At 67.8% G+C, this 12,700-nt stretch carries 12 protein-coding genes; 2 read left to right on the top strand and 10 right to left on the bottom strand.

Annotated elements, in window-relative coordinates:
- The first annotated feature begins 241 nt into the window (after positions 1-241).
- Entirely contained in the window at positions 242-1,762 is a 1,521-nt protein-coding gene (gene exaC, locus FFS09_RS19075) for an acetaldehyde dehydrogenase ExaC (RefSeq protein ID WP_137920481.1), read from the top strand.
- A gap of 79 nt (positions 1,763-1,841) precedes the next feature.
- Positions 1,842-2,213 (top strand): DUF779 domain-containing protein, encoded by a 372-nt coding sequence (locus FFS09_RS19070; RefSeq protein WP_137920480.1) that lies wholly within the window; start codon positions 1,842-1,844, stop codon positions 2,211-2,213.
- A gap of 12 nt (positions 2,214-2,225) precedes the next feature.
- Here FFS09_RS19070 and FFS09_RS19065 read toward each other — a convergent pair whose 3' ends face one another.
- The 10 genes from FFS09_RS19065 to FFS09_RS19020 form a co-directional block, all read right to left on the bottom strand.
- On the bottom strand, positions 2,226-3,344 hold the full coding sequence (locus tag FFS09_RS19065; protein WP_252374425.1) for a helix-turn-helix domain-containing protein: 1,119 nt from the start codon (positions 3,342-3,344) through the stop codon (positions 2,226-2,228).
- Between the two features lie 153 nt (positions 3,345-3,497).
- Positions 3,498-4,145, bottom strand: coding sequence for a nucleotidyltransferase family protein (locus tag FFS09_RS19060; protein ID WP_137920478.1), 648 nt, complete (start codon positions 4,143-4,145; stop codon positions 3,498-3,500).
- Positions 4,142-5,218, bottom strand: a complete 1,077-nt coding sequence (locus FFS09_RS19055) for an XdhC family protein (RefSeq protein ID WP_137920477.1) — start codon at positions 5,216-5,218, stop codon at positions 4,142-4,144. Before FFS09_RS19055 ends, FFS09_RS19060 begins: the two co-directional genes overlap by 4 nt.
- Before the next feature lie 5 nt (positions 5,219-5,223).
- Positions 5,224-5,802 carry an SRPBCC family protein gene (locus tag FFS09_RS19050; protein WP_137920476.1) on the bottom strand — a complete coding sequence of 193 codons (579 nt, stop codon included), beginning with the start codon at positions 5,800-5,802 and terminating at the stop codon, positions 5,224-5,226.
- Positions 5,803-5,847: 45 nt separating this feature from the next.
- Positions 5,848-7,023 carry a vWA domain-containing protein gene (locus tag FFS09_RS19045; protein ID WP_137920475.1) on the bottom strand — a complete coding sequence of 392 codons (1,176 nt, stop codon included), beginning with the start codon at positions 7,021-7,023 and terminating at the stop codon, positions 5,848-5,850.
- 447 nt (positions 7,024-7,470) lie between these two features.
- Positions 7,471-8,376: an AAA family ATPase gene (locus tag FFS09_RS19040; RefSeq protein WP_137920474.1), complete on the bottom strand. Its 906-nt coding sequence runs from the start codon at positions 8,374-8,376 to the stop codon at positions 7,471-7,473.
- Complete coding sequence (locus FFS09_RS19035; RefSeq protein WP_137920473.1) at positions 8,373-9,167, bottom strand: FAD binding domain-containing protein; 795 nt, start codon at positions 9,165-9,167, stop codon at positions 8,373-8,375. The genes FFS09_RS19040 and FFS09_RS19035 overlap by 4 nt, the downstream gene beginning before the upstream one ends.
- 10 nt (positions 9,168-9,177) lie before the next feature.
- The gene (locus FFS09_RS19030) at positions 9,178-11,559 is read right to left on the bottom strand and encodes a xanthine dehydrogenase family protein molybdopterin-binding subunit (RefSeq protein WP_137920472.1); all 2,382 of its coding nucleotides are present in this window, start codon (positions 11,557-11,559) and stop codon (positions 9,178-9,180) included.
- A 13-nt stretch (positions 11,560-11,572) separates the two neighbouring features.
- On the bottom strand, positions 11,573-12,040 hold the full coding sequence (locus tag FFS09_RS19025; protein ID WP_137920471.1) for a (2Fe-2S)-binding protein: 468 nt from the start codon (positions 12,038-12,040) through the stop codon (positions 11,573-11,575).
- Positions 12,041-12,178: 138 nt separating this feature from the next.
- Positions 12,179-12,676, bottom strand: a complete 498-nt coding sequence (locus tag FFS09_RS19020) for a hypothetical protein (protein ID WP_137920470.1) — start codon at positions 12,674-12,676, stop codon at positions 12,179-12,181.
- Between the last annotated feature and the right edge of the window lie 24 nt (positions 12,677-12,700).

The raw sequence follows: 12,700 nt of genomic DNA, 5'->3' as shown, positions 1-12,700 counted from the left end.
GAAGCCACGGGTTGCACGCGCAACCAGTGGCTTCTTTTTTTGTCGCGTTCGGTGCGCCGCGTGTTGTGCCGGTTTGTGACAGGGCTTTCCCGCGTGTGCGCGGTTGCGGAACAGTCCGCACGGTCCCTGTGTGCATTCGTGCAGCGCTTTTCTCGCCAAACCCCATGGCATGGAACTTGAAGTGAACAGAGGGCCTGATGTCACAGGCCTTGCCATCAACGTTCACCCAGAGGAAGACAACATGCTTTACGCAGCCCCCGGCGCCGCCGGCGCCAAGATCGCCTACAAAGCCCAGTACGACAACTTCATTGGCGGTCGCTGGACGGCGCCGGTCAAAGGCCAGTACTTCGACGTCATCACGCCCGTCTCGGGCAAGGTCTACACGCGTGCCGCGCGTTCGACCGCCGAAGACATCGAACTCGCGCTCGACGCCGCGCACGCCGCGGCCGATGCCTGGGGCAAGACCTCGGCAGCCGAGCGCGCCAACGTGCTGCTGAAGATCGCCGACCGCATCGAAGCCAACCTGGAGCTGCTGGCCTACGCCGAGACCGTGGACAACGGCAAGGCGATCCGCGAAACGCTCAACGCCGACATCCCGCTCACCGTGGACCACTTCCGCTACTTCGCGGGTTGCGTGCGCGCGCAGGAAGGCGCGCTGAGCCACATCGACGAGCACACGGTGGCGTACCACATCCAGGAACCGCTGGGCGTGATCGGCCAGATCATTCCGTGGAACTTCCCCATCCTGATGGCGGCGTGGAAGCTCGCGCCCGCACTCGGCGCCGGCAACTGCGTGGTGCTCAAGCCGGCGGAATCCACCCCCATCAGCATCCTGATCCTGGCCGACCTCATCGCCGACCTGCTGCCACCGGGTGTGCTCAACATCGTCAACGGTTACGGCCGCGAAGCCGGCATGCCGCTGGCCACCAGCAAGCGCATCGCCAAGATCGCGTTCACCGGCTCCACCACCACCGGTCGCGTGATCGCGCAGGCCGCGGCGAACAACCTGATTCCGGCCACGCTGGAGCTCGGTGGCAAGTCGCCCAACATCTTCTTCGCCGACGTGATGGACGAGGACGACAGCTTCCTCGACAAGGCCATCGAAGGCCTGGTGCTGTTCGCCTTCAACCAGGGCGAGGTGTGCACCTGCCCGTCGCGCGCGCTGATCCACGAAAGCATCTACGACAAGTTCATGGAACGCGTGTTGAAGCGCGTGGCCGCGATCAAGCACGCCAACCCGCTGGACACCGACAGCATGATGGGCGCGCAGGCCTCGAAGGAACAACTCACCAAGATCCTCTCGTACCTGGACCTGGGCAAGCAGGAAGGCGCCGAGGTGCTGGCCGGTGGCGGACAGGCCAACCTGGGCGGCGACCTCGAGGGCGGTTACTACGTGCAGCCCACGCTGTTCAAGGGCCACAACAAGATGCGCATCTTCCAGGAAGAAATCTTCGGCCCCGTGCTGGCCGTGACCACCTTCAAAGACGAAGCCGAAGCGCTGGCGATCGCGAACGACACGCTGTACGGCCTGGGCGCCGGTGTGTGGAGCCGCAACGGCAACGTGGCGTACCGCATGGGCCGCGCCATCAAGGCCGGGCGCGTGTGGACCAACTGCTACCACGCCTACCCGGCGCACGCGGCCTTCGGCGGCTACAAGGAGTCGGGCATCGGGCGCGAGACGCACAAGATGATGCTCGACCACTACCAGCAGACGAAGAATTTGTTGGTCAGCTACAGCGAGAACAAGCTGGGGTTCTTCTGACCGGCCACGGGCTCTGTTCGTGAAACAGGGGAGGCGGGCGACCGCTTTCCCTGTTGGTCTTTCACACAAGGAGACACGCATGGTTGAAAAAGTCGTCGCCACCCCGGCCGCGGTCGAGCTGATCGAGTTGCTCAAGCGCCAGCACGGCCCCGGCCTCATGTTCCACCAGTCCGGCGGCTGCTGCGACAACAGCGCGGCCAACTGCTACCTGCTGGGCGAGATCACCACCGGCGCGGGCGACGTGTACCTCGGCGACATCGGCGGCTGTCCGTTCTACATCGGCAAGGCGCAGTACGCGTACTGGCGGCACACGCAGCTCATCATCGACGTGATCGAGGGCCACGGCGGCACCTTCTCGCTCGAAGGCCCCGAGGGCAAGGCGTTCCACACGCGTTCGCGCGTGTTCACCGAGACCGAACTGGCCGAGCTGGGCGCGCAAGATCCGGCTTGAGGACCGAGCGGCTCAGCCGCGCTCGCGCTGCGCACCCAGCTTGCGGTACACCGTCGCACGGCTGATGCCCAGCGCGCGTGCCGCTTCCTTCACGTTGCCGCGCGCGTCGTCCACCGCCTTGCGGATCATGGCGGTCTCCACATCCTTGAGCGGCAGGCCATGGCTGGTGCCATGCAGCGGGCCGCGTTCGCCGCCGGGGTTGAGCTGGGCCAGCACGCTCAGGCGCAGGCCGGACCACAGCGGCACTTCGAGCGGGCCGCGCTGCAGGCGTGCCGCGTCGAACAATGTTTCCACCGGCACCGCCAGCAACTCGCTGCAGTGGCCTGGCGCCAGGCCAGCCGCGATGCCGAGCATGTCGGCGGCCGAGCGGTTGAGCGCGGCGATCTGGCCGTCGGCATCCACGCAGACCAGGCCGTCGCTGGCGTCGCCCGGCATGCGGCCCGGCCAGCTCAGGCACAGCAGCAGGCGGTGTGGCTGGCCCAGGGTGAGGGCATTCTCGATGCTGCGCGCCGACTGCGTCACCAGGTGCTTGAGCGCGGGTTGCTCGATGACGTTGACGCCGGTGAGGTCGAGCATGCCCACGCACTGGCCGCTCGGTCCCCAGATGGGCGCGCCCGCGCAGCTGTAGACGCTGGTGTCGTCGAAGAAATGCTCGCCCCGGTGCAGCCAGACCGGTTGCAGGTCGGCCAGCGTGGTGCCGATGGCGGTGGTGCCCACGGCGCGCTCCGACAGATCGATGCCGATGCGCGCGATGCTGATGGCATGGGGGTCGTGCCGGTCCACCGGACCATTGACGTCGATCACCACGCCGCTGGCGTCGGTGAGGATCGCGAAGTAGCGCGTGTGCGCCATGGCCCGCGCGAGGGACTGGATGACGGGCGCCGCGGCACGCAGCAGCGGCTGGTTGGCGTCGATGGCGTGGCGCGCCGCACTGCTGGTGACGGTGTCGAACGTGATGTGCTGGTGCGGTTCGAGTCCGATCTCCAGGCAGCGGCGCCAGGAGCGTTCGATCCAGGGTGCCAGCACGGGCTGGTGGAGGGGCGCGCGCGATTCCAGTACGGTCTTGCGCGCCTGCTCGATCAGGGCCAGACGCTGCTGCTGAGGAACCGATGGCTGGGGCTGTGGGGTCACGATCGTCAGGGGGTTGGCTGGGCCGGGGCCGGGCTGATGATGAATCCGTGGAGCGCCCTGCCATTAGAGCAGCGTTTTTTGAAGCTGTGTTGGAACCGCTGGAGCGCTCTCGATCGTGGTGTTGCACAGGAAGAGCCGCCCACCCGACAGGATTTATCCCGTTCCGGGCCAGCGCCAGCTCCAGCGCGTTTCGCGCACCAGCGCTTCCAGGTCGGCCGTGGTGTCCAGATCGCGCGTGTAGTGCGGGTTGTCCACCGCCCACAGGCGCACGGCCTCGGGGTGCGCGGCGCGCCACTGGCGCAGGCTGGGTTGCATGGGGGTGGCGATCAGGGCGTCGCGCACGCTCGCATCGAAGATCACCGGGTGCCCGGGCTGGCCGTGCACCATGGGCACCTGCACACGGATGCCGGGGCCGCGCGCGCTGAACGCATCCAGCGCGGCCTGCACGTCGGCACCGTCGATCAGCGGTTGATCGGCCAGCAGCACCACCACCTGCTTGACGTCGTGCGCCAATGCGCGCAGGCCCGCACGCAGCGATGACGCGGTGTCGTCTTCCGGCCGGGGGTTGATCACGCACAAGGGTGCAAGCGCATCGGGCAGGCGCGTCACGTGGGCCTGGACGTCGTGCGCGTGGTGGCCGAGCACCAGCACCAGGTCGTGCCGCGCTTTGCCGCGCAGCGGTTGCAGGTGGGTGAGCAGGCGCTCCAGCAGGCTGCGGCCTTCCAGTTCCAGCAGGCATTTGGCGACGCCGCCCATGCGCCGGCCGGCGCCCGCCGCGAGGATGACGAAGCCGGTTTTCATGGCGACACGAAGCAGGTGGGGGCAGAGGCCTCCGCAGCGGACAGCGTGTTTTTCGCGTTCGCCACTTCCATGTCGCGTGGCAGCGGCACGCCGTTCTTCACCGCGAGCACCTCGGCCATCACGCTCACCGCGATCTCGGCCGGGGTCTTGCTGCCGATGTAGATGCCGATCGGGCCGCGCAGGCGCGCCAGGCTCTCGGGCGTCTGGTCGAAGTGCTCGATCATGCGTGCGTGGCGCGCTTCGTTGTTGCGGCGCGAGCCGATCGCGCCGACGTAGAAGGCTTCGGTCTCGAGTGCTTCGAGCAGGGCGAGGTCGTCCAGCTTGGGGTCGTGCGTGAGCGCGATCACGCAGCTGCGGCGGTCGACGTTGAAGGCGCGCACCACGTCGTCGGGCATGTCGGTGACGATCTCGACGCCGGGCACCGCCCATGCGCCGCGGTATTCCTCGCGCGGGTCGCACACGGTGACCGCGAAGCCGTTGAACAGCGCCATGGTGGCGAGGTATTCGGTGAGCTGGCCCGCGCCGATGAGCAGCATGCGGTACTCGGGGCCGAAGGTGTTGCTGAGCCAGCCCCCTTCGTCTTCCAGTGCCGCGGGCGTGGCGGCGGCGCGCAGTTCCACGCGGCCGGTGGCCAGCTCGGTGCGCCGCTCCACCAGACTGCCGCTGGAGAGCGTGCCCACCAGCTCGGCGAGCGAGGTGGCATCGGGGTTGAATTCGAGCACCAGTTCCAGCGTGCCACCGCAGGGCAGGCCGAAGCGGTGGGCCTCATCCGCGCTCACACCGTACTTCACGTGCTCGGGTGGGCCGGTGGGAATTTCGTGCGTGATGCCGGGGGGCGCGCTGCTGCCTTGCACCGCGCCGTGCGCGCGGCTGTAGCGGTAGATCAGGTCGTCTTCGATGCAGCCGCCCGAGACCGAGCCGACCACCGCGCCGGTTTCGCACAGCGCCATGACCGAGCCCACCGGTCGCGGCGAAGAGCCCCAGGTGCGCACGACCGTGGCGAGAAGGGCGCGCCGTCCCTGTGCGCGCCAGCCTTGCAGCGTGCGCAGGACGGTGACATCCAGGTTTTCCACTCTTTCTATCCTTTCGTTGTCATGTAAATCACCGCAGCCACGACGATCGCGATGGCGGCCCAGGCCCAGCTCGGCATGCCCTTGCTGGCCACCGGCGCGGGGGCTGCGACAACGGCGGCGGTGGTGGTCGCGGCGCTCGGGTAGCGGCTCTGCAGGGCTTCGTCGAAGCGGCGGAAGAAGTCTTCGGCCAGCGACTTGGCCGCGCCATCGATCAGGCGTTGGCCCAATTGCGCGATTTTCCCACCCACGGTGGAGTGCACGGTGTAGCCGAGTTCGCAGCCGGTGTCTTTGGGCGTGAGCTGCACGGCGGCCTCGCCCTTGCCGAAGCCGGCCACGCCACCTTGTGCGTCGAAGCCGATCTTGTACGACTGCGGCGGCACGATGTCGGAGAGCAGCACGCGCCCGCTGAAGCGCGCGGCCACGGGGCCGATCTTGATGGCGGTGGTGACAGCGTAGGTATTGGGTTCGGTGGCTTCGAATTTTTCGCAACCCGGGATGCAGGCTTTGAGCATCTCCGGGTCGTTGAGGGCTTCCCAGGCTTGTTGTTGGGTGACGGCGAGCGTGCGGCTGCCTTGCATGTCCATGGGGGTTCTCCTGTCAGGTCGGGATGATGAATGAAATGGCGGATTTCAGCCGCGTTGCATCAACGCAGCCATGGACCGCGCGAGGTCTTCGAGTCGGCTGAGGTTGTGCACGGCGAGCATGCCGTGCGCGTGGCGGTGCAGCACGCTCGCGCCGGTGGCCAGCGGTGCATAGCCGTCGTAGCGCAGCAGCGGGTTGAGCCAGAGCAGCTTGCGGCTGTGGCGGCCGAGCCATTGCAGCTCTTCTTCGAGTTGCTCGGGTGTGCCGGTGTCCAGGCCGTCGGTGATGAGCAGCACCACGGTGCGCCGGCCCACGAGGCAACGTTTGTGCCGGGTGCGCAGTTGGGCGAGCGACGCGCCCAGGCGCGTGCCGCCCGCAAAATCGGCGATGGCGTCGTTGGCGAGTTCGAGCATCTGGTCGGTGTCGCTGTGGCGAAACGCGGCGCGCAGGTCGGTCAACTCGGTGCCGAAAGCGAAGGCCGTGCGCGGCGTGCCGTGCGTGGCCTGGTGCAGGAAGGCGAGCAGCAGGCGCGCGTAGCGTTCCATGGAGCCGGAGATGTCGACCAGGATCAGCAACGGCAGCGGCTGTGGCCGGCGGCTCATCATGGGCACGCGCAGCAGCTCGCCGTCGTGCCGGCGCGCCTCCTGCAGGGCGCGCGCCCAGTTCGGGCGGTGGCCGCGCGATGCGGCGCGTTCGCGGCGCGAGCGGATGGGCGGCAAGGGCAGGGGGATCTCGCGCACGAGCTGTTCGACGAGGCGAAACTCGCTGGCGGAGAGGCCGGCAAAGTCGGCGTGGCGCAGGCGCTGCTGGTCGCTGGCGGTCATGGCCGCATCGATCTTCAGTTCGGTCTCGCCCTGGTTGGGCGTGCGCGCCTTCAGGCCGGCCACGCTCAGGGCTTCCTGCACGCGCGCCTTGCGCCGCACGGGGTTCGCTTTCGCGGCCTTGGGCAGCATCTGGGAGAGCAGTTGTTGGGCGAGTTCGGGGTTGCGGAAGAAGGCGTCGAACATCTCGTCGAACACGCCGATGTCCTGCGGGCGGCTGACCATCACGGCTTCGAGCGCGGCGCGCAGGTCGTCGCGGCGCGCCACGCCCACCATTTCAGCGGCGGTGATGGCGAGCACCACGCGGCTGCTGTCCACCGGCACACCAGCACGGCGCAAGGCGCGGCCGAAGGCGGTGATGTGGTCGGGCAGCTTCCCGCTTCTTGCGTCGCCCAGGATCATTTTTGTTCTGCCTGGTTTGTACCTGCACATCGCTTTTTTATGCCAGCACATCGCGCTGCCGGCTGGCGTGGTCCGCGTTCTCCGGCGCGGGCTCGCGGGCGTCTGCTCGGGCATCCCCGCACCACTGCGTGAAGGCCGTGGCGGGCGCTCATCTGGGTGCTACCGGGTTGAGCTGCGCGTGGGTGTGCCCGCGGCTGTTTTCGGTGGCGTGCCTGGGTGCCACTGGGGTCGATGGGGTGGGTGTCCGGGCGCAGGCGCCATTCGCGGTTGCCACAGAGCGTGCATGCCAACCGCGGTGTTGACGAAGAGGTGCATGAGCACCCGAGCAGACGCCCGCGAGCCCGCGCCGGAGAACGGGCACACGCACCAGCGGCCCTGAGAAGACCCAGGCAAGGAAGGACCCCGAATTCGAACCAGAAGCAAAACAAGCAAGCAAGGTCCCCGAATTCATACAGGTTCCGGCGCGAGCAACTGGTCGAGGATCGGCAACAAGGCCGCCACATCCTCGCGCTGCTTGAAGAGGATGCCGGCCGTGTCCTGGATCACCTCCGGGTCCAGCGTGAGCGTGTCCAGCGCCACCAAAGCCTTCGCCCATTCCACACTTTCCGCGATGCCAGGACTGCGCTGGAAGGCGTTGGCGAACGGCTGGTTGCGCAGGCGCGAGACAAAGCGCGTGACCTGCTCGGTGAGCGCCGCGCTGGCCTCGGGCACCTGGCTCTTCACGATGGCGAGTTCACGCTCGCGGTCGGGGTAGTCGAGCCACTGGTACAGGCAACGGCGCTTCACCGCGTCGTTGAGGTCGCGCGTGCGGTTGCTGGTGAGGATGGTCAGTGGCGCGGCCACGGCCTTGATGGTGCCGAGTTCGGGAATGCTCACCTGGTATTCGCCCAGGTATTCGAGCAGGAAGGCCTCGAACGGTTCGTCCGCGCGGTCCACCTCGTCGATCAACAACACCGCGCCCGGCTCGGGCGTTTGCAGCGCCTGCAACAAGGGTCGGCGGATCAGGTAGCGCGCCTGGTAGACCTCGCGCTCGATCTCGTCGGGCGTGGACGTGGCCTGCGCCGCGCGCATGTGCAGCAGCTGCGCGGTGTGGTTCCATTCGTAGAGAGCCTCGCGCTGCTCCATGCCGTCGTAACACTGCAGGCGCAGCAGCGGGCGGCCGAGCACCTTGGCCAAGGCCTTGGCGAGCTCGGTCTTGCCCACGCCGGGCTCGCCTTCGAGCAGCAGCGGGCGCTGCAGGCGCATCGCGAGAAACACGGCGGTGGCCAGCCGCCGGGGAGCGTGGTAGCCCACACCCTGCAGGGCATGGGTGAGGCCGTCGATGGTGCTGGTGTCGTCGGGCACCCGCGTCATCCACCGTTCGCCTGCCGCACCGCGGCCTGCGTCTGCACGGTGACGAGGTGCGCCCGGTAGGCCGCGCTGGCGTGCAGGTCGCCGCTGATGTCGCTGGCGTCGATCGCCACGTCTTTCACCGCGTCGGGCGTGAAGCTCTTGCCCAGCGCCGCTTCCAGCCCCTTGTGGCGGAACACGCCGTTGCCCGTGCCGGTGATGGCCACGCGCGCGCCACCCGCGGTCTGCGCCACGAACACGCCCACCAGCGCGAAACGCGAAGCCGGCTGGCGGAACTTGGCGTAAGCCGCCTTGGTGGGGACGGGGAAACGGACCGCGGTGATCAGCTCGCCCGGCTCCAGCGCGGTGGTGTAGAGGCCCTGGAAGAAATCGTCGGCGGCGATCTCGCGCTTGTCGGTGACGACGGTGGCGCCCAGGCCCAGCACCGCGCTGGGGTAACAGGCGGCGGGGTCGTTGTTGGCCAGGGAACCACCGATGGTGCCGCGCGCGCGGACCTGGCGGTCACCAATGCCGTCGGCCAGCGCCGCCAGCGCGGGGATGTGTTTGCGCACGTCGGCGTTGTTGGCCACGTCCTGGTGGCAGGTCATGGCGCCGATGACGACGTTCTGCCCCTCGACCTTGACGCCGCGCAGGTCGGCAATGCCGCCGAGGTCCACCAGGTTCTCCGGCCGCAGCAGGCGCTGCTTCATCGAGGCGATCAGGGTCTGGCCACCGGCCAGGGGTTGCGCGCCACCGCTGCTGAAGCGCTTGGCGTCGGCCAGGGTCTTGGGCTGTTCGAGTGTGAATGCGTACATGGTGTGCTCCTTACTGCTTGGCCGAGCGAATGGCTTCCCACACGCGGGCGGGGCTGGCGGGCATGTCGATGTCTTTCACACCGAGCGGCGCGAGCGCGTCCAGCACGGCGTTGATCACCGCCGGCGGCGAGCCGATGGCACCGGCCTCGCCGCAGCCCTTGGTGCCCAGCGGGTTGGTGGTGCAGGGGGTGCACACGTGGCCCAGGCGGAAGTCGGGCACGTCGTCGGCGCGCGGCATGGCGTAGTCCATGAACGAGCCGGTCACGAGCTGGCCGGTTTCGCGGTCGTACACGCAGTTCTCGAGCAGCGCCTGGCCAATGCCCTGGGTGAGACCGCCATGCACCTGGCCTTCCACGATCATCGGGTTGATGATGGTGCCGAAGTCGTCCACCGCGGTGAAGCGGTCGATGCGCACCACGCCGGTGTTCGGGTCCACCTCCACTTCGCAGATGTGCGTGCCCGCGGGGAAGGTGAAGTTGGTCGGGTCGTAGAACGCGGTTTCGTTCAGGCCCGGCTCCAGCTTGTCCAGCGGGTAGTTGTGCGGCACATAGGCAGTGAGCGCGACCTGGCCGAAGGTGACCTTCTTGTCGGTGCCTTTCACGGTGAACTCGCCGTTGGCGAAGTCCACATCGGCATCGCCCGTTTCCATCAAATGGGCCGCGATCTTCTTCGCCTTGGCTTCGATCTTGTCGAGCGCGCGCATGATGGCCGCACCGCCCACCGAGATGGAGCGCGAGCCGTAGGTGCCCATGCCGAAGGGCACGCGGCCGGTGTCGCCGTGCACGATGTCGACCTGCGATGGGTCCAAGCCCAGGCGCGAGGCCACCACCTGCGCGAAGGTGGTCTCATGCCCCTGGCCGTGGCTGTGCGAGCCGGTGAACACCGTCACGCTGCCGGTGGGGTGCACGCGCACTTCGCCGCATTCGAACAGGCCAGCGCGCGCACCGAGCGCACCCGCCACGTTCGACGGCGCGAGACCGCAGGCCTCGATGTAGCTGCTGTAGCCCACGCCGCGCAGCAAGCCCTTGGCCTTGGAGGCGGACTTGCGCTGCTCGAAGCTGGCCATCTCGGCCAGCTCGTTCGCTTTCTCCATGCAGGCCGGGAAGTCACCCGTGTCGTACTGCAGCGCCACCGGCGTCTGGTACGGGAACTCGGTGATGAAGTTGCGGCGTCGGATCTCGTCTTGCGACAGGCCGGTTTCCCATGCGGCGCGGCTGACGATGCGCTCGAGCAGGTAGGTGGCCTCGGGTCGGCCCGCGCCCCTGTAGGCGTCGACGGGCGAGGTGTTGGTGAACCACGCGTCCACCTCCACGTAGACCTGCGGCGTCTTGTACTGGCCGGCGAGCAGCGTGGCGTACAGGATGGTCGGCACGGCGGTGGAGAAGGTGGAGAGGTAGGCGCCGAGGTTGGCGTCGGTGTGCACCTTGAAGGCGAGGAAGTGACCGTCCTTGTCGAGCGCCATTTCGGCATGCGTCACGTGGTCGCGGCCGTGGGCGTCGCACAGGAAGGCTTCCGAGCGGTCGCAGTTCCACTTGATCGCGCAGTTGAGCTTCTTCGACGCCCACGTCAGGCACACGTCTTCGGCGTACAGGAAGATCTTCGCGCCGAAGCCACCGCCCACGTCGGGTGCGATCACGCGCACCTTGTGCTCGGGCAGGCCGAGCACGAAGGCCGTCATGAGCAGGCGCTCGACGTGCGGGTTCTGGTTGGCCACGTAGAGCGTGTAATCGTCACCCGCGCGGTTGTAGGTGGCGATGGCCGCGCGCGGCTCCATCGGGTTGGGCGCGAGGCGGTTGTTGATCAGGTCGATCTTGGTCACGTGCGCGGCGTTGGCGAACGCGGCGTCGACCTGCCCCTGGTCACCGATGGCCCACTTGTAGCAGTGGTTGTCGGCGGCGGCGTCGTGCAGCGTGGGCGCACCCGATTTCTGCGCGTCGCGCACGTCCACCACGGCGGCCAGTGGTTCGTAGTCCACGTCCACCAACTCGGCGGCGTTCTTCGCGTTCTCCAGCGTGTCGGCCACCACCATGGCGACGTGGTCGCCCACGTAGCGCACCTTGCCGAAGGCGAGGATGGGGTGCGGTGGCTCCTTCATGGGCTGGCCGGCGGTATCGGTGATGAGCCAGCCGCAGGGCAGGCCGTTGACCTTGTCGGCCGCGACGTCGTTGCCGTCCAGCACACCGATCACGCCCGGGGCCTTGAGCGCGGCGCTCTTGTCGATCTTGCGGATGTTGGCGTGCGCGTGCGGCGAACGCACGAAGACCGCGTGGTGCATGTTGGGCAACACGATGTCGTCGGTGTACTGACCGGCACCGGTCAGGAAGCGGTAGTCCTCCTTGCGCAGCAGCGATTCGCCGATGTGCGGGAGTTTGGAGAAGTCGGATGCACCCATGATGTTTTGCTCCTCAGGCTTTCATGCTGGCAGCGCCTTGCTGCACAGCCTTGACGATGTTCTGGTAACCGGTGCAGCGGCACAGGTTGCCTTCGAGGAGTTCGCGGATCTCGGTCGCGCTCGCGCCGGGGTTCGACTTGCACAGGCTCACCGAACTCATCACCATGCCGGGCGTGCAGAAGCCGCACTGCAGGCCATGGCAATCCTTGAACGCGGCCTGCATCGGGTGCATGGTGCCGTCGGCGGCCGCCAGGCCTTCGATGGTGGTGACGTCACGGCCCGCCACCTGGGCCAACAACATGTTGCAGGACTTCACCGCCATGCCGTCGAGCAACACCGTGCAGGCGCCGCATTGCGCGGTGTCGCAACCCACGTGGGTGCCGGTGAGTTTGAGGTGTTCGCGGATCGCCTGGACCAGCAGCGTGTGGGGCGGCGCGTCGAGGGTCACGGGTTTGCCGTTGACCGTGAGTTGAACCTGCATGGTTTGTCTCCTTGTTGTGGTGGTGGGGCATAACAAGTTGAGCACGCGCGACGGGCGGTGATTTGCGGGTTTACCCTGAAATCGCGCCTCTGGTTCCAACGATTCTCAAATTGAGACGCGGCACCGGCGCGGGTGGCGTCAGAGCGGGCTGGAGGGCCGGGTGGCTTCCGCGCCGTAGCGCAGGCGCACCACCGTGCCCTCGACCACCTGCAGGTGCACGCTGGCCCGGCGGTACGACCACTTGCGGTCGATGCCCGGCGTCAAGGGTTCCTGCCGGCTCTTGGTGCTGATTTCCAGCCCGTAGCTCGACCGCAGCGAGGCCGTGAGCCGCTGCGCGATGGCCCGCGCCTGCGTGGCCGAATCGGTGTGCGCCTGCAGCACGACGCGCGTGAGCTTGTCCTGCTCGAAGGCGAAGTCCACCGCGAAGTCGGCATCGACCAGTTCGACGCGGGGAATGTGCAGCAGCACGCGGCCGTCGGCGCTGGCCGGCGTGTCCGCCGGTGCGGGCAAGGCCTCGGGAACGAGGGCGCTGACTTGGGCCACGGTCGCGCCCGCGGGCACGCCGCGCCACAGCGCTTGCGCCGAAGCGCCGACAGACAGCACCAGCAGGGCGGCGCAGACGAGTATCTTGTTCATGTGACGGGTTGGACGCTCACGCGG

It is taken from the genome of Hydrogenophaga sp. 2FB (genome assembly GCF_005503365.1).
GTDB lineage: Bacteria > Pseudomonadota > Gammaproteobacteria > Burkholderiales > Burkholderiaceae_C > Hydrogenophaga.
The sequence above is the reverse complement of the archived record's forward strand: the minus strand, read 5'-3'. Positions and strand labels throughout refer to the sequence as shown.